Genomic DNA, 19248 nt, shown 5'->3' with positions numbered 1-19248 from the left:
TTGGGCCAAGTTCCATGCTACTCCTCCCGTTCCGCGCGACCGAACCGAGGGTGACGCAGGCGGTGCGTCGTCTCGTCGGCCTGAAGCATCGCGAGCGCGCTGAGCGTGTGGGCGTCCCGAAGCGCTCCGCTCACCACCATGCGCGCGATGCCGGTGCGAGGGACCCAGACGGCCCGTTCCGTCTCCCGATCGGTCGGCCCGGAGGGGCGACGCTCGTCGACGACGCATGCGACGACGACGACCGCTCCGGGGAGGATGGAGGAGTCGGTCACGTAGCTGCCGAGGACGCGGGCGTCCCGCGCGCGCAGTCCGGTCTCTTCGGCCAGTTCGCGAAGCGCGTCCGAGACGGGTGCGCTCGGATCGGCGGGATCCGCCTCGCCGAACCCGCGCGGCAGCTCGAGCAGCCGACCGCCGACCGCGGGTCGTTCCGTCTGCACGAAGAGGAGGTCGTCACCGCTGCGGGCGATGACGACGACTCCGGGCCGGCCGCCCTGCACGCGAAGCGCGTGCGCCGTGTACTCGAGGCCGGTCGCCAGACGGACCGGCTCGCGCCAGAGCTCGATCTCGGGCGGCCCGTTCCAGTGATAGACGCGTTCGCGGTCAGCGCCCATGTCGGCCGCCGTCGAGTTCGTGCCGGAGTACGGGCGCGCCCGCGCGAGCGACTCGCGTCGCCGCGACGACCGAGAGTTCGGCCGCGCCCCGCGGGTTCGTCAACGTCGCGATCGTCATGAGGTCCTGCCACGGCACGGTCGCCACCACCGCCGCACCGAAGGCCAGCCACGCCACCTCCATGCCCCACAGGGTGCTCGGTAGGAAGGGGAGGCTCACGACGACCACGGCGGCGGCGAGGGCCAGCCGAGACACGGATGCCGCGAGCACGCGTCCGCGACGCGGAGCGGTGAGTCCGGCGACCACGCTGAACGCGAGGCCGCGCAACCGCCTCGGTGTCTGCCGCTCCATGAACGCCTCGCGAGATGCGCGTGCGGCGTACCGTGCGGCACCGAACGCACCAGGCGGCATCTCGCGCACATGGTCGACCACGGAACCGGCGAGCAGGAAGTGCCGGCGACCCTGACCCGAGACCTCCGAGTCGTTCCGGACGACCGCGGAATCGGCGGCGCCGTCGAATCTGATCCAGTCGACACCGTTGCGCTCGGCGACCTCATCCAGGTAGGCGCCGCGCCACCAGTCGGCGACCGCGCCGAACGCCTCCAGCTCGCCGGCGGCCCCCTGGCCGTCGAGTGCGGCGACCGACCTGTCGCGCGCAATCTCGAACGCACTCCGCGACGGCGCCGTCAGGGACTGTGTCAGGAGTGCGGCCGGACCCGCCGGAAGCGCGGCGACCCAGTCGGGGTCGGGAACGGATCGCACGAACCCGCCATCGGCCCGGACCTCGACCGGATCGGCGAAGGGCTCGATGGCGAACGCGCCCGCCTCGGCGGATTCGATCCATTGGCGCTGCGCCGAGGTGACGCGGTCGGCCCACCCGGGAACATCACCGCGCTCACCGGTCTGCCAGACCTGCTCGCGCGACGAGCGCTTGGCCTCGAGCGCGTCGCCGAGTCGGTGGAACCCGCTGAGCACCGTCATCGGCAGCTCGTACGGCGCCACCCCGAGCGCGACCGCGATGCGATCGGGCGTCATGTGCATGAAGTAGATGCCGTCGAGCAGCATGGCATCGGTGACGACGATTCGGTCGGAGAGGAGGTACGCCGTGCGCACCATGCCGGTCAGCTCGCGAATCGCGGTGGCGTCGGCCCTGCTGTCGAATCGCGCGCGCTGCGCCATGCTGTCGAGCTCGGCGATCAGGATGCGCCTGCCGAACATCTCGACCCCCTTCGCGGTTCCGGCCGACGCGCGTCGCGCCGAGCCTCGTGCGGTCAGACTAACGGTCGACCGATGCAGTCGAGCGTCTCACCACGATGCGACGCCGAGCGCGTACCGAGACTCACCGCAGTGAGGACAGGCTCATCATGCTGGTTCCTTCTCGGCCCGGCTGCGAGACTGGCGCCATGACGGACCTGGGCGAACCGATCCACCGCGCCGATCCCCACGAGGTGTCAGTGCATGCGAAGCTCAATTGGCTGCGTGCGGGCGTGCTCGGCGCGAACGACGGCATCGTCTCGGTCGCCGCGCTCGTGGTGGGCGTCGCCGCCGCCGCCAACGACGTCGGCCCGATCCTCATCGCCGGCGTCGCCGCCGTGGTGGCAGGCGCGATCTCGATGGGGCTCGGCGAGTACGTATCGGTGTCGAGCCAGCGCGACACCGAGCGTGCGCTCATCGCGAAGGAGCGCTGGGAGCTCGAGACCATGCCGCAGCAGGAGCTCGCAGAGCTGGCGGGACTCTACCGTGCGAAGGGCCTCACCCCGGAGACGGCCGAGGCGGTGGCGCGCGAGCTCACTGCGCACGACGCGCTCGCCGCACACCTCGAGACCGAGCTGCACATCGACCAGGACGACGTCGCGAGCCCGTGGCATGCAGCCGGGGCATCCGCCCTCGCATTCCTGGCCGGAGCGGTGCTGCCGATGCTCGCGATCCTGCTGCCGCCGCCCGAATGGCGCATCGCCACGACGTTCGTCGCGGTCATCGTGGCGCTCGCCATCACCGGTTGGTTGAGCGCCTGGATCGGCGGGAGCCCGAAAGTGCGCGCGATCCTGCGCGTCACGATCGGCGGCGGACTCGCCCTCGTCGTCACGTGGGCGATCGGCGGTCTGCTCGGGGTGGCCGTGTAGCGACGGCGACGCGGCTTCCCGCGAGCAGCACGGCGATCACGCCGATCGGCGCGAGTCGACGGCCCGCGATCAGCCGATGCGGCCGAGCTCGGCTGCGGCGTAGAAGAGCGCGGCGATCGTCTCGCCGTCGGTGATCTCGCCGGCCGACACCATGCGGACGACCTCGGCGAACGGCACCGCCTGCACGGCGCTGATGCCCTCCTCCGCCTGCGACCCGGCGACGGATGCCACGCGCCGCGCACCGGCGGCGAGGTACACGGTCTCGGTGGCACGGCAGATGCCGTTGAGCGCGGTCATCCGCCCGATCTCGCGCCACTCCGCCGCCTCGTGGCCCGTCTCCTCGAGCAGTTCGCGGCGCGCGGCGACGATCGGCTCCTCGCCGTCGGTACTTCCCGCGGGCACCTCGATCGACGAGCCGACGGTGTGCCGGTCGATCGTCACGAGCAGCACCTCGTCGTCGTCGGTCATTGCGACGATGAACACGGCGTCGTTGCGGAGCTCGACGACCCCGTAGATGCCCTCGGTGCCGTCGGGCCGGACGACGTCGTCTTCGGTGACGGTGATCCATCGGTTCTCGTACACGGTGCGCCGTTCGCGTGTCGGCCAGGTCATGGTCGCTCCTTCGGTCTGATGCTCGGCGTGGCGGCAGTGGGCGGCGGCATCGGAACGTGCTCGACGAAGCGGCGGGCGAGGAGCACCGCCGCGACGCCGAGCACGGCGCCGATGACGGTTTCGACCAGTCGGTCGCCGAGCAACACCGGCAGCGGCGTCGGGGTGGCGAGATGGGCGACCGTGAGGGCGAGCGGCGTGACGAAGACGAGCGCCGCGCCGTAATGGCGGCCGACGAGGATCTCGGCCCCGAACTGGCAGATGGCGATCACCACGATGAGCACCGGGATCGGCGGCTCGGGCCACAGCACGAGCGCAGCCACGCCGACGCCAACGGCGGTGCCGATGACCCGATGCCACGCCCGCTGCACCGTGTGGGCGGCCCGTGCCGGCGGGATCACGGCGACGGCGCTGACCACCGCCCAGTACGGGTGGCCGATGCCGAGCGCGATGGCGACTCCCCCGGCGGCGAGCGCTGCGAGCACGTTCTGCACGACGTTCAGCCAGACCCTGGGGTCGGCGTAGGCGCGCGCCCGAACCGGCACCCGCCGCGGCAGGGTCTTGAAGATCGCCTCCTCGCGGGTGCGCACGGCACGACGGAGGAGCCATCCCGACATGGCGAGCAGCCATGCGAACGCGGCGGCCGCCGCGGCGACACCCCAGCGGAGCCAGCCGCTGCCGTCGTCGACGGGCTGGGCCGCACAGACGAGCACCGCGAAGACCGCGAAGAGCGGGCCCGACGGCGTCACTCCGAGCGTGTTGTAGACGAGGATCACGAGCGTGATCACGACGGCCAGCACGAGCGCCTCGACGGAGACAGGCGCCTGAACGACCGAGAGCAGGATGCCGGCGCCGATCGAGCCGAGCTGCACCGCACCGGCCGCGGTGACCGTGCGAAGCCGCGTGCGGTACGGCTCGCTCCGGCCGAAGATCGCCGTCATGCCGCCGAACGCCGCGTACGCGGCGAGGTCGACCCGGCCGAGCACGACGAGCACCGTGAGCGGCACGACCGCGGCGAGCGCGGCGCGCAACGCGACCTCGAGATCGAGCGCCCGGAGGGAGCGAAGCCGCGCGACGAGCCCCACCGGTCGTGGGGTGCCCTGCGCGTCGGCCATCGTCAGAGCTTCTCGATGGGCGCGATCTTGATCAGGAGCTTCTTCTGGCCCGCGGTGTCGAAGCTCACGTGGGCGATGCGCTTCGTGCCCTCGCCCGTGACCTGGGTGACCTTGCCCTCGCCGAAGTCGGTGTGACGGATGCGGTCGCCCGCCGCGAGCGTGAGATCGCCGTTGTCGCGCACCGTGCCGGTGACCCGGTTGGCCCATTCGGTCTTGGGCTTGTCGGAGCGGGTGACGCTGAACCGCTCGAGGTCGCGATCACGCGTGCCCCAGGCGCCGCCCGGTGCACCGCGGCGGGCGTTCAGGGCGCGCGGCTGCGTGCCTCCGCGGGAGGTGGCCATGCCCGGCGACTGGCGCCAGTCGATGAGCCCCTCGGGGATCTCCTGCAGGTAGCGCGACGGCATCGCCACGGCGACCTCGCCGAACTGCGCCCGGCTCATCGCGAGCGAGAGGTAGAGGCGCTTGCGGGCGCGGGTGATGCCGACGTAGAAGAGCCGGCGCTCCTCAGCCGGGCCGCCCGGTTCGGAGGCCGACATCTGGTGCGGCAGCAGACCCTCTTCGATGCCGGTGAGGAAGACGGCGTGGTACTCGAGTCCCTTCGCCGTGTGCAGCGTCATGAGCGAGACGGTGCCGGATGCGTCGTCGAGTTCGTCGGCCGCCGCCACGAGCGAGACCTGGGTGAGGAAGTCGACGAGCGTGGCGCCGGGGTTCTCGCGATCGAAGTCGCGGGTCTGCGCGACGAGCTCCTCGACGTTCTCTGCGCGGGTCTCGTCTTGCGGGTCGCGGCTGTTGCGGAGCGCGTCGAGCAGACCCGACCGCTCCATGAGGAACACCAGCACGTCGGAGACCTTCGCCGCCCCTGCGTTCGTGCCGGCCTCGAGCCCCTCGGCCGAGGGCACGAGCATCGCCGCGGCCTCGTCGAGCACGTTCGCGAGCGCCGAGATCGCGCCCGTCACCTTCGGGCCGAGTCCGAGCCCGTCGGCCGCGCGCATCGCCTGCCGGAAGGTGAGCTCGTTCTGCTCGGCGAACATGGCGAGCGCCGTCTCGGTCGCGGGACCGATGCCGCGCTTCGGGGTGTTCAGGATGCGCCGCAGTGCGAGCTCGTCGACGGGGTTCGCGACCGCGATGAGGTAGGCCATCGCGTCCTTGATCTCGGCGCGCTCGTAGAACTTCGTGCCGCCGACGACGCGGTACGGCAGCGCCGAGCGCACGAAGATCTCCTCCAGCGCGCGGGTCTGCGCGTTGGTGCGGTAGAAGACGGCGATGTCGCGGTAGGCGACGCCGGCACGGTGCAGCGACTCGATCTCGTCGGCGATGAACTGCGCCTCGTCGTGTGCCGTGTACCCCGTGTAGCCGACGATCTTGTCGCCATCACCGTCGGCCGTCCAGAGTTTCTTCTCTTTCCGGTCGAAGTTGTTCGAGATGACCGCGTTCGCCGCGGAGAGGATGTTCTGCGTCGAGCGGTAGTTCTGCTCGAGGAGCACGACCTTCGCACCGGGGAAGTCGCGCTCGAACTCGGAGATGTTGCGGATGTCGGCCCCGCGGAACGCGTAGATCGACTGGTCGGAGTCGCCGACGACCGTGAGGCTCGCGCCCGGGATCGCCCCCGAGCCGTCGGTGAGGCCGCGCACGAGGATGCCGTGCTGGTCGAGCTCGTCGACGATCTCGCGCGGCACCGGCCGGGTCAGCTCGTGGATGAGCGAGTACTGGGCGTGGTTCGTGTCCTGATACTCGTCGACGAGGATGTGCCGGAAACGGCGCTGGTAGAGCGCGGCGACCTTCGGGAAGGCCCGGAAGAGGTAGACCGTCTCGGCGATGAGGTCGTCGAAGTCGAGCGCGCTCGCCGCCCGCAGCCGCCGCGTGTACTGGCGGAAGATCTCGAGGAACATGACCTCTTGCGGGTCGTTCATGTTGGCATTGCGCGCGTGCGTCTCGGCGTCGGCGAGCTCGTTCTTCAGCTTCGAGATCTTGGCCTGCGCACTCGCAGGCGTGAAGCCCATGGTGTCGGCGTCGAGCTCTTTGATGATGCGCTTGAGGATCGTGCGCTGGTCGGCCGAGTCGTAGATCGTGAAGGTCGACGACAGCCCGATCGACTCGGCCTCGCGGCGCAGGATGCGCACGCACGCCGAGTGGAACGTCGAGATCCACATGCCCGACGCGCTCTCCCCGAGCAGCGCCTGGACGCGCTCCCGCATCTCGGCCGCGGCCTTGTTGGTGAAGGTGATCGCGAGGATCTGGCTCGGCCACGCCTCGCGGCTCTCGATGAGGCTCGCGATGCGGTGCGTGAGCACGCGCGTCTTGCCCGACCCCGCGCCGGCGACGATGAGGAGCGCGGGGCCGCGGTACTCGACCGCCTCGCGCTGCTCGGGGTTCAGGCCGTCGGTCAGTCGGGAGCCGGTGGTGCCCGCATCGACGGCGGGGGGCGCCTCGCGCCAGCCGGCCGGGTCGTCGGGGTCGAGGATCAGCGTCATGTCCCTCCAAGTCTAGGCGCGACATCCGACACGCACCTCGGGCAGCGGACGGACGCCACGGCCGCACCCGAGCACCGATCTCAAGCAGAGCGCGACGGCGAACGCAGAATGTCGTAACATTTCCGCACCCCCAGCGAAGGACGACGATGACCGAACGCTCCGAGACCGCCCCTGCCCCAGCGACCGCGCCCTGGCGGTACGCCGTCGGAATGTTCGGCACCTCGATCCCGATCAACATGATCAAGGGCTCGATGATCCTGTACTACGTCGACATCCTCGGACTCGACGTGCGGGTGTACGCGGGCGTCATGATCGTCTACGCCGTCATCGACGCCGTCGACAATCCGGTGCTCGGCTTCCTCTCCGACCGCACCCGCACCCGCTGGGGCCGGCGCCGGCCCTGGCTCGTCGTCGGCGCCCCGCTCCTCGCCGCGAGCATGATCGCCTTCTTCTCCGCACCCGATTCGCTCGACGGCCTCGGGCTCGTGCTCTGGTTCGCGATCTTCGCGATCCTCTGCGAGGCGTTCGACTCGATGCTGAACGCCAACTACGGCGCACTGCTTCCCGAGCTCTTCCCGCGTGAGCGCAAGCGCGCGGTCGCCAACTCGCTGCGACAGGGCTTCCAGCTCGTCGCACTGGTGATCTCGCTCGCGGTGACCCCCTTGCTCACGACATCGGTGTTCGGCACCGAGGACACCACGGTCGGCTTCACGACGACGGCGGTCATCTACGGGGTGATCGCCACGGCGGTCATCCTCTTCATGGCCTTCAGCGCGAAGGAGAACCCGCGCTACGCCGCCGGTGCGCGACCGCGCTTCCTCCCGACGCTCCTCACGATCTTCCGCAACCCGAAGTTCTGGTCGATCGGCGTCGCCGGCGCCTGCTACGCGAGCGCCATGGGGCTCGTGCTCGCGGGCCTCCAGCTCTACGTGCGCTACTCCCTCGGCCTGCCCGTCGCGAATGCGCTGTTCCTCCAGGCCACCGTCATCGTCTGCTCGGCAGCCGGCCTCGTCGTCTGGACCCGCGTGATCCGGCGGAAGGGCGCGGCGTTCACCTGGCGGCTCGCCTTCGTGATCCTCGCGCTCAGCTTCATCCCGCTGTTCTTCGCCACCGACCTCGTCACCGCACTGCTCGCCGGTCTCCTCGTCGGCATCGGCTACTCGGGCATGCTCGCCACGAACGACCTGATCGTTGCGCGCGTGCTCGACGACGACGCCCGACGGCACGGCCAGCATCGCGAAGGGCTCTTCCTCTCGGCCTTCGGCTTCTTCGGGCGCCTGAACGGCATCATCACCGGACTCGCGCTCGCCTCGCTCGGCATCTTCTTCGGCTACAACTCCGGAGACGACCCCGGCGGCCAACCGGATGTCGCGTTCCGCATCTACCTCTGCGTGTACCCGTTCATCCTCTGCACGATCGGGGCGGTGCTCGCCCGATTCATCCGCGTCCCCGAGGGTCTCTCCGAGGCGGAGGCCGACGGCGGCATGACGCTCGCGGCAGTGCGCAGCACCGCAGCCGACGACGAGACCGCGCAGTGACCCGGCGTCTGGTGCTCACGGCCGACGACCTCGGCCGCGAACCGGGTACCTCGGTCGAGATCGCGCTCCTGGCGGCCGAGGGCGCGATCACGGCGTCGACGGCCATCGTCGTCGCGCCGGGCGCCGACGTCGCGGCGACCGCCGTCGCCCGCGCCGGCATCGCGCCGCGCCTGCACGCGACGCTCTCGAGCGAACGCGGTCTCGCCGCATGGCGACCGGTCGGGGCCGCGCCGTCGCTCGTCTCGGAGGACGGCTCGCTTCCGTTCGACCCCGCCGTGGTGGGTGCGCGAGCGGATGCCGCCGACGTCGCCGCCGAACTCGATGCGCAGTTGCAGGTCCTCCTGGGCTGGGGCATCCGGCCGCTCGCCCTCGACTCCCATGCCGGCACCCTCTACGGCCTCACCGGACGCTCGTTCATCGCCGAGGCGCTCGAGCTCGCGGCACGCCACGGTCTGGGGTTCCGACTCCCCAGGGACCCGACCCTCTACCTCGGCGGCGCGCTGCCGGCCGAGGCTGCCGCGGTGCACGCGACAGGCGTCGCCGCCGCAGACGCGCTCGGCGTGCCGATACCCGCCGCGATCGCGACGAACCGCATGCCGGCCGCGCAGCTCGGGGGTTACGCGGCGCTCCGCGACGGCTACCTGCGCGTCCTCGGCGCGCTGCCCGAGGGCACGAGCGAGATCTTCATGCACCCGGCACCGGAGCACGCCGTCGCCGGCCCCGACGGGATCGTCCGCGCGTGGGAACTCGCGCTGCTCCGCGACGACCGGTTCCGCACGGCGATCGAGACGGAGGGCATCGAACTCGTCGACGCGTGGTGAGGCTCCGGAGCCCGCTCCCTCAAGAGACGTGCGTCGCCCGACGCGCCTCGACGCCGAGGTCGGGATGGTCGAGGAACACGCCGTCGACGCCCATGCCGATGATCTCGGCGAACTCGCCCGCCCAGTCGCCGAAGGCCGCCCGCACGGTGCCGCGCCGGAACCGGCTCGCGAGGAAGCTGTTCTCGGGGCGGAGGGTCCAGGTGTAGATCTCGAGCTCGGCCGCGTGCGCCGCGTCGACGAGTTCGGCGCCCGAGAGCGGCGCCCCCGCGGCATCCGCCCGCTTCGCCTTCGCCCCGCCGACGAGCCGCGACTTGCCGACGCTCACGCCGTCGAAGCGGCCGGCGAGGCGGAGCAGCCCCGCCTCGGTCACGAAGGAGTCGTACTTCGGAGCGCCGGCGCCCTGCTCGAGCACGAGATCCCAGGGAGCGCCGGAGCCCTCGATCAGGAACACCCGCCTGCCCCGGATGCCGCGTGCCCCGAGCCGATCGAGCAGCGTCGGCTCGAACGCCTCCATGATGAGCCGTTCGTCGCCGCGGCCCCAGCCGGCGGCATCGAGTTCGGCCTGGAACAGCTCGTCGAGCGGCAGCCCGATCGCGTCGAAGTGCGCGGCGTGCTTGAACTCGGCGACCATGCGCAGGAGGCGTCGCTGCTCGTCGGCGGCGACGTCGATGATCTCGAACAGGTCGCGGAGCCTGATGATCGGGAAGCGATCGTCGAAGCTCGCACTCGCGTGACGCAGGGCGCCGAGCCGTTCGCGCGCCCGCAGGGTCGCGAGTTCGGCCCAGGTGAAGTCCTCGGTGAACCATCCGGTGAGGGGGCTGCCGTCGATCTCGCGCGTCGTGCGACGCCCGGCGAACTCGGGGCGGTCCGCGACGTCGGTCGTGCCCGAGATCTCGTTCTCGTGACGCAGCACGAGCACGCCGTCGCGCGTGGCGACGATGTCGGGCTCGACCGCGTCGGCGCCGAGCGCGAACGCGAGTTCGTAGGCCGAGCGCGTGTGCTCCGGACGATAGCCGGGCGCACCGCGGTGCCCGATCACGAGCGGGCGCGGAGCTTCGTGGTGCTGCATGCGCCAAGCGTAGTCAGCAGCAGCGTCGTCAGCAGCAGCCATGCCGGGCGGGGAATGTCGCGGGAACTCAAGGCGTTGTCACGGACAACTCGGGTAGGTTGGTAGTCAAGCGGATGCCGCGTGCGGCCGCCGCCCGACCCCCGAACACAGCCGAAAGCAGAGGAAACCCATGGCTCTCGACAACCCCGCATTCTCGCGGAACTCCGCGTTCTCCGCGCAGGGGGGCGTGGCCGCAGCGCAAGACATCTCGGCCCAGCAGCTGCAGGAGATGTACAACCAGCCCGCGACGCCGCCCGCCGGTGAGACGATGGCGGTCGAGACGACCATCCAGAAGTCGGCGCTCGCCTTCGGACTGCTCGTCATCGGCGCCGCCCTCGGCTGGGTCACGGCTGATTCGATGCCGTTCCTCTGGATCGGCGCCGGCATCGTCGGCTTCGTGCTCGCGCTCGTCAACATCTTCAAGAAGGAGCCCTCCCCCGCACTGGTACTCGCCTACTCGGCGGCACAGGGTGTCTTCGTCGGGGGTATCTCGTCGTGGTACGAGGCGATGAACCCCGGCATCGTCGCGCAGGCCGTCATCGCGACGCTCGTCGTCGTCGGTGTGACGCTCGCGCTCTTCGCCTCGGGCAAGATCCGCGCCTCGAAGAAGGCGACGAAGATCTTCCTCATCGCGATGATCGGCTACGCGGTCTTCTCGCTCGTGAACTTCGGCATCATGATCTTCGGCGGCGCGGAGGGCAACCCGTGGGGCCTCCGCGGCAGCATCGACATCATGGGAATCCCCCTCGGAGTCATCCTCGGCGTCTTCGTCGTCATCATGGCGGCGTACTCGCTCGTGCTCGACTTCGACTTCATCCAGCAGGGCGTGCGCAACCGCGCCCCGAAGAAGTACGAGTGGTCGGGCGTCTTCGGCATCATGGTCACGGTCATCTGGCTGTACCTCGAGATCCTGCGCATGCTCGCGATCGCACAGTCGAGCGACTGACCTCGCTGCACCACGCATCATCGAACGGCCGCCCTCGGGCGGCCGTTCGTCGTTTCGGGGCGGGTGGTCTGCTGCCTGCGCGGGGCTGCCCGGCTCAGATGCCGAGCGTCGCGACCGACGCCGTGATCGCGTCGGCCGAGGCCCGGAGCAGCATTTCCTCCTCGGGCGAGAACGGCGTCTCGGCGACCGGCACCGCGCCGTCTCCGCCGACGACGCTCGGCAGCGAGAGTGCGACGCCGTCGAGACCGCGGATGCCGCGGAGCACCGTCGAGACCGGCAGCACCGCCCGTTCATCGTTCAGCACCGCTTCCACGATGCGCGCCCCGGCGAGCCCGATGGCGTAGTTCGTGGCGCCCTTGCCGCGGATGACCGTGTACGCAGAGTCGCGCACTTCGCGCGCGATGTCGTCGAGCTCGGCGGCGGTGAACGGTTCGGCCCCGCGCCACTCGAGGATCGGCACCGGCCCGATGCGGGCGTTCGACCACAGCGGGAACTCGGTGTCGCCGTGCTCCCCCACGATGTCGGCGTGCACGCTCGACGTGGTGACCCCGGCGCGCCGGGCGAGCAGCCAGCGCAGGCGTGACGTGTCGAGCACCGTGCCCGAACCGAAGATGCGGTGCGGCGGCAGCCCAGTGATGCGCTGCGCGGCGACCGTGAGCACGTCGACGGGATTCGTGACGAGCACGATGACCGCGTCGGGTGCGCGTTCGAGGAGGGCCGGCAGGAGGTTCTCGAGGATGCGCACGTTGGTGCCCGCGAGGTCGAGTCGCGACTGACCGGGCTGCTGCTTCGCCCCGGCCGTGACGACGATGACGTGCGAGCCCTCGACGACGCCCAGGTCGGCCCCGCCGCTCACTGACGACCCCGTGAACTGCGTGCCGTGCGCGAGGTCGAGCACCTCGGCCTCGACCTTCTCGCGTGCGATGTCGTACAGCGCGACCTCGCTCGCACTCCCGCGGATCAGCGCCGAGTACGCGAGGCTCGTGCCCACGCTCCCGGCACCGACGACGGTCAACTTCGAGTTCTCGACGACGCCCATGCACCCAGTCTCTCAGCACCCGCGGGGATGCGAGAAGGCCGGCACCCACGGGGGTGCCGGCCTTCGTCAGCGGTCGAGCGGGAGCCTGCGCGGCTCCCGGCCCGGCCTCACTCCCATTCGATGGTGCCCGGCGGCTTCGACGTGACATCGAGCACGACCCGGTTCACCTCGGGAACCTCGTTCGTGATGCGGTTGGAGATCTTCGCGAGCACGTCGTACGGCAGGCGCGTCCAGTCGGCGGTCATCGCGTCCTCCGATGAGACGGGGCGCAGCACGATGGGGTGGCCGTACGTGCGGCCGTCGCCCTGCACGCCCACCGAGCGCACGTCGGCGAGCAGCACGACCGGGCACTGCCAGATCTCCTGGTCGAGGCCGGCGGCGCTGAGCTCTTCACGGGCGATCGCGTCGGCCTCGCGCAGCAGGTCGAGCCGCTCGCGCGTGACCTCGCCGACGATGCGGATGCCGAGCCCGGGACCGGGGAACGGCTGGCGGCCGACGATGGCCTCGGGCAGCCCGAGCTCGCGGCCGATCGCGCGCACCTCGTCCTTGAAGAGGGTGCGCAGCGGCTCGACGAGCTCGAACTGCAGGTCTTCGGGAAGTCCGCCGACGTTGTGGTGGCTCTTGATGTTCGCCGTGCCCGTGCCGCCGCCCGACTCGACGACGTCGGGGTAGAGCGTGCCCTGCACGAGGAACTTGATCGGCTCGCCCGCGGCGGCGGCCTCGGCGATGAGGTCGCGTTCGGCCTGCTCGAACGCGCGGATGAACTCGCGCCCGATGATCTTGCGCTTCTGCTCGGGGTCGCTGACGCCCTCGAGCGCGTCGAGGAAGGTGTCCTCGGCGTCGATCGTGATGAGCCGGACGCCCGTTGCAGCGACGTAGTCCTGCTGCACCTGCTCGCGCTCGCCCTTGCGCAGCAGCCCGTGGTCGACGAACACGGCGGTGAGCTGGTCGCCGACGGCCTCCTGCACGAGCGCGGTGGAGACGGCGGAGTCGACGCCGCCCGACAACGCGGAGATCACTCGCGCGGTGCCGACCTGCTCGCGGATGCGGGCGACCTGCTCGGCGATGACGTTGCCCGAGTTCCAGTCGGCGGGGATGCCGGCGGCGCGGTGCAGGAAGTTCTCGATGATGCGCTGGCCGAACTCCGAGTGCTTGACCTCGGGGTGCCACTGCACGCCGTAGAACTTCTTCTCGTCGTTGGCGAACGCGGCCACGGGCGTCGACGCCGTCGACGCGAGCACCTCGAAGCCCTCGGGGGCGCGCGACACCGAGTCGCCGTGGCTCATCCACACGGTCTGGTCGGCGGGCTGGCCCTCGAGCAGCGCGTTGCCCGAGACATCCGTCACCGTCGCGGCGGTCGCGCCGTACTCGCGGAGGCCGGTCTGCGCGACCTCGCCGCCGAGCTGGGTCGCCATCACCTGGAAGCCGTAGCAGATGCCGAGCGTCGGCACGCCGAGCTTCAGGATGCCCTCGTCGAGCGCCGGAGCGCCCTCCTCGTAGACCGACGACGGTCCGCCCGAGAGCACGATGCCGATCGGGTTCTTCGCCGCGACCTCGGCCGCGGTGATCGTGTGCGGCACGATCTCGGAGTAGACGGATGCCTCGCGCACGCGCCGAGCGATGAGCTGCGCGTACTGGGCGCCGAAGTCGACGACGAGAACCGGACGCTGCTCGGTGGGCTGATCGGTCACTGCTGGGCCTCCAGGGTGTCGGAAGTGTCGGTGGTGGCTGAGCCGGCGGGTTCGGCGGCTACGGCCTCTGCGGCCTCGCGGCGGTCGAGGTACTCGCGCACCTCACGGCCGATGCGGGCCTCGAGGAAGAACGAGAGGAACGGCACGATGCCGCCGAGCGCGATGACGATGAAGCGGCTGAACGGCCAGCGCATGAGGCTCCAGAGCCGGAAGTCGCTGAAGAGGTAGACGACGTAGAACCAGCCGTGGGCGATGAGGATGCCGGTCGAGAGGTTCACGCCGGTGCCGGTCGACTCGAGGCCTGCGGCCGTCTCGATCACCGGGGCGAAGGTGAGCGCGCCCTGGTCTCCGAACGCGTAGAGCTCGAGGTGGAAGGCGTACTTCATGATCATCTCGGCGCACAGCAGCAGGAGCATGACACCGGTGATCACCGAAGCGACCTGGTAGAACTTCAGCGCCCCGCGAATGCGCGGCAGATCGGCGGATTTCGGCTCGAGGGGCATGAGACCAGTCTACGCGGCGTCGAGCGCGCGACGTTCAGTCACCGGCGGGCGGCCCGGCAGCGGTCGTCGAGGCGACGGATGCCGCGGCCTCCTCCCGCTCTTCCCGCTCGCGCTCGACGGCGTCGCGCACGAGGCGATACCAGAGGTAGATCGCGAACCCGGCGAAGACCGCCCACTCGATCGCGTAGAAGACATTGAGCCAGTCGAGCTGGGTCTCCTGCTCGGGCGGCGGCGAGACGATCGCGTCGAGGCCCGCGGGCGCCTCGGCGGCGGTGACGTAGCCGAAGTAGACGGGCCGGTCGTCGTAGTCGGCCCAGATGTTGATGAGCTGCGCCACGGCGACGGTCTGCATCGCGAACGGGTCGGCCTCGGAGTCGGGGGCGATCGGCGCCTCGCTCGGCAGGAAGCGGCCGACGAGGGTGATGGGTTCGCTCGGGTCGTTCGACCGCTCGAACGCATCGGCGGCCTCACGAGCGGTCTGCTCGTCGGCGGCCCAGCCGAGCGCGACGGGGAGCCCTGCCGGGGTGCCGTCCGTCACTTCGAGGTGCACGACGGGCCAGAACCCGGCGACCCCCTCGTTCAGCCGGCCTTCGACGATGACCGTGTCGCCGGGCACGACGGTGCCGGTGACCTCGACGAGCTGGGCGGTCGCCGCCTGCGTCGTCGGCCCGTCGGGCTCGGCGATGCCCGCGAACGGCCGCACCGCTTCGGTCGGGCGTTCGACGACGACCGACGATTCGACGGCGCGTTCGAGCTGCCATTGGCCGAGCAGGGCGAAGGCCGCGGCGATGCCGAGCGCGAGGAGCAGTGCGAGCACCCAGCGGGGGCGCAGCATCATCTTGAGCATCAGTCGCCGGTTCTCGCGTGGGGCGTGATTCCGGGGCTGACGAGCATGCTCTCCAGTTTATGCGCTGGGCCGAGACCCGTGATCCACGCCCCTAGTCGACCTTCACGATGTCGGGGGCCTCGAGCCGCACCCGGTCGGCCGACTCGTCATCGGGCTGCTCCTGCGAGGCGCGCTCTGCTGCGACCCGCTCGAGATAGCGCTCGACCTCGAGGGCCTGGCGTGCCGTGTTCCAGCCGAGCACCTTTCCCATGAGCTTCGCAGCGACGGGGGCGGCGGAGACGCCGCGGTCCCACGCCTCGATCGAGATGCGCGTCCGACGGGCGAGCACGTCGTCGAGATGCAGGGCCCCCTCGTGCGTGGCCGCGTAGACGACCTCCGCGCCGAGGTAGTCGTCGGCGCCCGGCAGCGGCTCGCCGAGCGCTGGATCCTCGCGGATCAGGTCGAGCAGTTCGTCGGTCATCGTGCCGTAGCGGTTCAGCAGGTGCTCGATGCGCACCTCGTGCACGCCGAACGCGCGCGCGATCTTGCCGCGCTTGTTCCACGCCGCCTGGTAGCCCTCGGCCCCGAGCAGCGGGATGTCCTGCGTCGTCGACCTCGGGACCTTGCCGTCGAGGGCGTCCACCGCCGCGTCGATGGCGTCCTTCGCCATGACCCGGTACGTCGTCCACTTGCCGCCGGCGATCACCACGAGTCCGGGCACGGTGTGGGCGACGAGGTGCTCGCGCGAGAGCTTCGAGGTCTGGTCGCTCTCCCCGGCGAGGAGCGGCCTGAGGCCGGCGTACACGCCCTCGACGTCTTCTCGGGTGAGCGGGATGCCGAGCACCGCGTTGACGTGCTCGAGCAGGTAGTCGATGTCGGCGGCGGTCGCCGCCGGATGCGCCTTGTCGAGGTTCCAGTCGGTGTCGGTCGTGCCGATCAGCCAGTGACGGCCCCACGGGATGACGAACAGCACGCTCTTCTCGGTGCGGAAGATCATGCCCATCGCCGACTGGATGCGGTCGCGGGGCACGACGAGGTGCACGCCCTTCGAGGCGCGCACCTTGAACGTGCCGCGTTCGCCGACCATGCGCTGCGTGTCGTCGGTCCAGACGCCCGTGGCGTTCACGACCTGCTTCGCGCGGATCTCGAAGTGCTCGTCGGTCTCGAGGTCGTGCGCATTCACGCCCACGACGCGTTCGCCGACCTTGATGAAGCCCTCGACCTTGACCCGGCTCGCGACGTGGGCGCCGTAGAACGACGCCGTGCGGGCGAGCGAGGCGACGTAGCGGGCGTCGTCGACCTGCGCGTCGTAGTAGGTGAGACCGCCGACGAGGGCGTCCTTCGAGAGCGACGGGATAGCGCGCATCACCTGTCGCTTCGAGAGGTGGCGGTGATGCGGCACGCCGGGCGGCCGCCCGCCGGTGTAGCTGAAGACGTCGTAGAGCATCATGCCGGCGCCCACGTAGATCCGCTCGATGATGCGGGTCTTCAGCGGGTACAGGAACCGTACGGGCTTCACGAGGTGGGGCGCGATGCGCTGCAGCAGCAACCCTCGCTCGATGAGCGCTTCGCGCACGAGCCTGAAGTCGAGCTGCTCGAGATAGCGGATGCCGCCGTGCACGAGCTTCGACGAACGGCTCGAGGTGCCCGACGCCCAGTCGCGGGCCTCGAGGAGCCCGGTCGAGAGACCCCGCGTGACCGCGTCGAGCGCGGATCCGGTGCCGACGATGCCGCCGCCCACCACGAGGATGTCGAGCTCTTTCTCTTTCAGCCGCGCGATCGCGGCCTTCCGCTCCTCAGGTCCGAGCTTGGTCGAACGCGTCACCGGCTTGAGCTTCGCCGACTTCTGAGTCGCCATCGTGCCACCCCATCCCCGCGGTCTCACGGCGAGCCGCGCGATCCGGTTCCCACGCTACCCGAACCGCCTTCGGAATGAGCGAGGAGATCTGTTGATTGAGCTTGTCGAAATCCGGATGCCGGGTTTCGACAGGCTCAACCCGCAGAAGCTACGACGACTGGTACGGCGCGACGACGACGTCGACGCGCTGGAACTCCTTGAGGTCCGAGTACCCGGTGGTGGCCATCGAGCGCTTCAGCGCACCGATGAGGTTCGTGACGCCGTCGGCCGAGGGCGCTGGGCCGTAGAGCACCTCTTCGAGCGGAGCGACCTGTCCGACGTGCACGCGCTGGCCGCGCGGCAGCTTCGGGTGGTGCGCCTCGGCGCCCCAGTGGTAGCCGCCGCCCGGGGCATCCGTCGCCCGCGCGAGTGCCGTGCCGAGCATGACCGCGTCGGCGCCGCACGCGATCGCCTTGACGATGTCGCCCGACTTGCCGACGCCGCCGTCGGCGATGACGTGCACGTAGCGGCCGCCCGACTCGTCGAGGTAGTCGCGGCGTGCACCGGCGACATCGGCGACCGCGGTGGCCATCGGCGCGTGGATGCCGAGGGTCGCACGCGTCGTGGACGCCGCTCCCCCGCCGAAGCCGACGAGCACGCCGGCGGCGCCAGTGCGCATGAGGTGCAGGGCTGCCGTGTAGGTCGCGGCGCCGCCGACGATCACGGGCACGTCGAGCTCGTAGATGAACTTCTTGAGGTTCAGCGGCTCCTGGTTCTTCGAGACGTGCTCGGCCGACACCGTGGTGCCGCGGATCACGAACAGGTCGACCCCCGCGGCGACGACGGTCTCGTAGAGCTCCTGGGTGCGCTGCGGCGAGAGCGCGCCGGCGACGGTGACGCCCGCCGCGCGGATCTCGGCGAGCCTGGCCGTGACGAGCTCGGGCTTGATCGGCTCGGAGTAGAGCTGCTGCATGCGGGCCGTGGCATGCTCGGGCGCGAGATTGCGGATCTCGGCGAGCACGGGCTCGGGGTCTTCGTAGCGGGTCCAGAGTCCCTCGAGGTCGAGCACGCCGAGACCGCCGAGCTGGCCCATCATGATCGCGGTCTGCGGCGAGACGACGGAGTCCATCGGTGCCGCGAGGAACGGGATGTCGAACTGGTACGCGTCGATCGCCCAGGCGACCGAGACGTCTTCGGGGTCGCGGGTGCGCCGGCTGGGCACGATCGCGATGTCATCGAATGCATAGACGCGCTGGCCCCGCTTGGAGCGGCCGATCTCGATCTCCTGGGTCACCACTCAACCCTACCCGGCCGATACCGCGCCGGTTGAGAGGAGCAGGGCGTCCACCGGAACTCGCACTCACTGCCATGACCGTTGCGATCGTCGACGCGGGTGGTCGAGCCGACGCCCTCGGAGCCGACGACGGACTGGACCGAACTCATACCCTGCCCTGTCCCGATCGTGATGAGTGCTCGAGCCCGGCGCCCTCCGACTCCGACGGGTCCACTGCTTCGAACGGACGTTCGCCCCTGCCCAGGTCAGCCGATGCACGCCGACGGCTCTGGCGTGCCGACTGCACGACAGCGATGACCGCAGCCACGAGCACGAGCAGGAAGCCGGACACCGGCGCCGCACTCACCCCGATCAGCGCGATCATCAGCAGCGCGATGCTGACCGACCATGGCAGCCGCCCGGCGTGCTCGAGGGCGGTCATCGCCAGGCCGGCGACCAATCCGAAGAATCCGGTCATCAAGAACCAGAGCGCCACCTCGAGGTCGCTCGTCATCGCTCCGTACCAGCCGCCGGCCAATGCCTCGCCCAGCGCTGGAGCAGATGCAAGCACTCCGACTGCAGTGTGCAGCACCCACACGATGATGAGCACCGGTCCGGCAATCGCCGTTCGCCTGTTGCTTCTCTGTCTCGTCATGCCGATCAGTCTGGGTGTCGACACCCCCTCCGCGCCTCACCCCATCGGGTGACCCGACTCCGCGCGTCCACGACTCGCTCCACG

17 protein-coding genes are annotated in these 19248 nt (G+C 70.4%); 4 read left to right on the top strand and 13 right to left on the bottom strand.

Annotated features, from left to right (window positions below):
- Nucleotides 1–17: 17 nt before the first annotated feature.
- Both JOE59_RS01905 and JOE59_RS01900 read right to left on the bottom strand, forming a co-directional pair.
- Complete coding sequence (locus JOE59_RS01905) at nt 18–611, bottom strand: NUDIX hydrolase (RefSeq protein ID WP_204458706.1); 594 nt, start codon at nt 609–611, stop codon at nt 18–20.
- Nucleotides 601–1827: a hypothetical protein gene (locus JOE59_RS01900; protein ID WP_204458705.1), complete on the bottom strand. Its 1227-nt coding sequence runs from the start codon at nt 1825–1827 to the stop codon at nt 601–603. The genes JOE59_RS01905 and JOE59_RS01900 overlap by 11 nt, the downstream gene beginning before the upstream one ends.
- A 185-nt stretch (nt 1828–2012) precedes the next feature.
- Between JOE59_RS01900 and JOE59_RS01895 the strand changes: the two genes are divergently transcribed.
- Complete coding sequence (locus JOE59_RS01895; protein ID WP_204458704.1) at nt 2013–2732, top strand: VIT1/CCC1 transporter family protein; 720 nt, start codon at nt 2013–2015, stop codon at nt 2730–2732.
- Nucleotides 2733–2801: 69 nt separating this feature from the next.
- On the opposite strand, the gene JOE59_RS01890 is transcribed toward JOE59_RS01895, so the two are convergent.
- From JOE59_RS01890 to JOE59_RS01880, 3 genes are read right to left on the bottom strand one after another with little or no spacing between them, the layout of a single operon-like run.
- The gene (locus tag JOE59_RS01890) at nt 2802–3344 is read right to left on the bottom strand and encodes an NUDIX domain-containing protein (protein ID WP_204458703.1); all 543 of its coding nucleotides are present in this window, start codon (nt 3342–3344) and stop codon (nt 2802–2804) included.
- Nucleotides 3341–4456, bottom strand: coding sequence for an FUSC family protein (locus JOE59_RS01885; protein ID WP_204458702.1), 1116 nt, complete (start codon nt 4454–4456; stop codon nt 3341–3343). The genes JOE59_RS01890 and JOE59_RS01885 overlap by 4 nt, the downstream gene beginning before the upstream one ends.
- A 2-nt stretch (nt 4457–4458) precedes the next feature.
- Nucleotides 4459–6927, bottom strand: coding sequence for an ATP-dependent helicase (locus tag JOE59_RS01880; RefSeq protein WP_204458701.1), 2469 nt, complete (start codon nt 6925–6927; stop codon nt 4459–4461).
- 146 nt (nt 6928–7073) lie between these two features.
- Between JOE59_RS01880 and JOE59_RS01875 the strand changes: the two genes are divergently transcribed.
- On the top strand, nt 7074–8465 hold the full coding sequence (locus JOE59_RS01875; protein WP_204458700.1) for an MFS transporter: 1392 nt from the start codon (nt 7074–7076) through the stop codon (nt 8463–8465).
- The gene (locus tag JOE59_RS01870; protein ID WP_204458699.1) at nt 8462–9286 is read left to right on the top strand and encodes a ChbG/HpnK family deacetylase; all 825 of its coding nucleotides are present in this window, start codon (nt 8462–8464) and stop codon (nt 9284–9286) included. The genes JOE59_RS01875 and JOE59_RS01870 overlap by 4 nt, the downstream gene beginning before the upstream one ends.
- A gap of 19 nt (nt 9287–9305) precedes the next feature.
- Here JOE59_RS01870 and JOE59_RS01865 read toward each other — a convergent pair whose 3' ends face one another.
- Nucleotides 9306–10355, bottom strand: coding sequence for a glycerophosphodiester phosphodiesterase family protein (locus tag JOE59_RS01865; protein ID WP_204458698.1), 1050 nt, complete (start codon nt 10353–10355; stop codon nt 9306–9308).
- A 169-nt stretch (nt 10356–10524) separates the two neighbouring features.
- Between JOE59_RS01865 and JOE59_RS01860 the strand changes: the two genes are divergently transcribed.
- Entirely contained in the window at nt 10525–11340 is an 816-nt protein-coding gene (locus JOE59_RS01860; protein ID WP_204458697.1) for a Bax inhibitor-1/YccA family protein, read from the top strand.
- Nucleotides 11341–11434: 94 nt separating this feature from the next.
- Here JOE59_RS01860 and JOE59_RS01855 read toward each other — a convergent pair whose 3' ends face one another.
- The 7 genes from JOE59_RS01855 to JOE59_RS01825 all read right to left on the bottom strand — a co-directional run bounded on the left by JOE59_RS01855 (nt 11435) and on the right by JOE59_RS01825 (nt 19164).
- Entirely contained in the window at nt 11435–12379 is a 945-nt protein-coding gene (locus tag JOE59_RS01855; RefSeq protein ID WP_204458696.1) for an L-lactate dehydrogenase, read from the bottom strand.
- Between the two features lie 107 nt (nt 12380–12486).
- Complete coding sequence (gene guaA, locus JOE59_RS01850) at nt 12487–14070, bottom strand: glutamine-hydrolyzing GMP synthase (RefSeq protein WP_204458695.1); 1584 nt, start codon at nt 14068–14070, stop codon at nt 12487–12489.
- Entirely contained in the window at nt 14067–14573 is a 507-nt protein-coding gene (locus JOE59_RS01845) for a DUF3817 domain-containing protein (protein ID WP_204458694.1), read from the bottom strand. Before JOE59_RS01845 ends, guaA begins: the two co-directional genes overlap by 4 nt.
- A 34-nt stretch (nt 14574–14607) precedes the next feature.
- Complete coding sequence (locus tag JOE59_RS01840; RefSeq protein ID WP_204458693.1) at nt 14608–15408, bottom strand: SURF1 family cytochrome oxidase biogenesis protein; 801 nt, start codon at nt 15406–15408, stop codon at nt 14608–14610.
- Between the two features lie 103 nt (nt 15409–15511).
- Nucleotides 15512–17257 (bottom strand): glycerol-3-phosphate dehydrogenase/oxidase, encoded by a 1746-nt coding sequence (locus JOE59_RS01835; protein WP_204458692.1) that lies wholly within the window; start codon nt 17255–17257, stop codon nt 15512–15514.
- Between the two features lie 148 nt (nt 17258–17405).
- A complete protein-coding gene (locus JOE59_RS01830) occupies nt 17406–18530 on the bottom strand; it encodes a GuaB3 family IMP dehydrogenase-related protein (protein ID WP_307836909.1) in 1125 nt (374 codons plus the stop codon).
- 145 nt (nt 18531–18675) lie between these two features.
- A complete protein-coding gene (locus JOE59_RS01825) occupies nt 18676–19164 on the bottom strand; it encodes a DUF6463 family protein (RefSeq protein WP_239560496.1) in 489 nt (162 codons plus the stop codon).
- Between the last annotated feature and the right edge of the window lie 84 nt (nt 19165–19248).

Source organism: Agromyces cerinus (assembly GCF_016907835.1).
GTDB lineage: Bacteria > Actinomycetota > Actinomycetes > Actinomycetales > Microbacteriaceae > Agromyces > Agromyces nitratus.
This window is presented reverse-complemented; position numbering and strand designations above follow the sequence as displayed.

Bases quoted from the DNA above. Each gene is read 5' to 3' on its own strand.
- JOE59_RS01905 (WP_204458706.1), bottom strand. From the start codon at position 611: ATGGGCGCTGACCGCGAACGCGTCTATCACTGGAACGGGCCGCCCGAG.
- JOE59_RS01900 (WP_204458705.1), bottom strand. From the start codon at position 1,827: ATGTTCGGCAGGCGCATCCTGATCGCCGAGCTCGACAGCATGGCGCAG.
- JOE59_RS01895 (WP_204458704.1), top strand. From the start codon at position 2,013: ATGACGGACCTGGGCGAACCGATCCACCGCGCCGATCCCCACGAGGTG.
- JOE59_RS01890 (WP_204458703.1), bottom strand. From the start codon at position 3,344: ATGACCTGGCCGACACGCGAACGGCGCACCGTGTACGAGAACCGATGG.
- JOE59_RS01885 (WP_204458702.1), bottom strand. From the start codon at position 4,456: ATGGCCGACGCGCAGGGCACCCCACGACCGGTGGGGCTCGTCGCGCGG.
- JOE59_RS01880 (WP_204458701.1), bottom strand. From the start codon at position 6,927: ATGACGCTGATCCTCGACCCCGACGACCCGGCCGGCTGGCGCGAGGCG.
- JOE59_RS01875 (WP_204458700.1), top strand. From the start codon at position 7,074: ATGACCGAACGCTCCGAGACCGCCCCTGCCCCAGCGACCGCGCCCTGG.
- JOE59_RS01865 (WP_204458698.1), bottom strand. From the start codon at position 10,355: ATGCAGCACCACGAAGCTCCGCGCCCGCTCGTGATCGGGCACCGCGGT.
- JOE59_RS01860 (WP_204458697.1), top strand. From the start codon at position 10,525: ATGGCTCTCGACAACCCCGCATTCTCGCGGAACTCCGCGTTCTCCGCG.
- JOE59_RS01855 (WP_204458696.1), bottom strand. From the start codon at position 12,379: ATGGGCGTCGTCGAGAACTCGAAGTTGACCGTCGTCGGTGCCGGGAGC.
- JOE59_RS01845 (WP_204458694.1), bottom strand. From the start codon at position 14,573: ATGCCCCTCGAGCCGAAATCCGCCGATCTGCCGCGCATTCGCGGGGCG.
- JOE59_RS01840 (WP_204458693.1), bottom strand. From the start codon at position 15,408: ATGCTGCGCCCCCGCTGGGTGCTCGCACTGCTCCTCGCGCTCGGCATC.
- JOE59_RS01835 (WP_204458692.1), bottom strand. From the start codon at position 17,257: ATGGCGACTCAGAAGTCGGCGAAGCTCAAGCCGGTGACGCGTTCGACC.
- JOE59_RS01825 (WP_239560496.1), bottom strand. From the start codon at position 19,164: ATGACGAGACAGAGAAGCAACAGGCGAACGGCGATTGCCGGACCGGTG.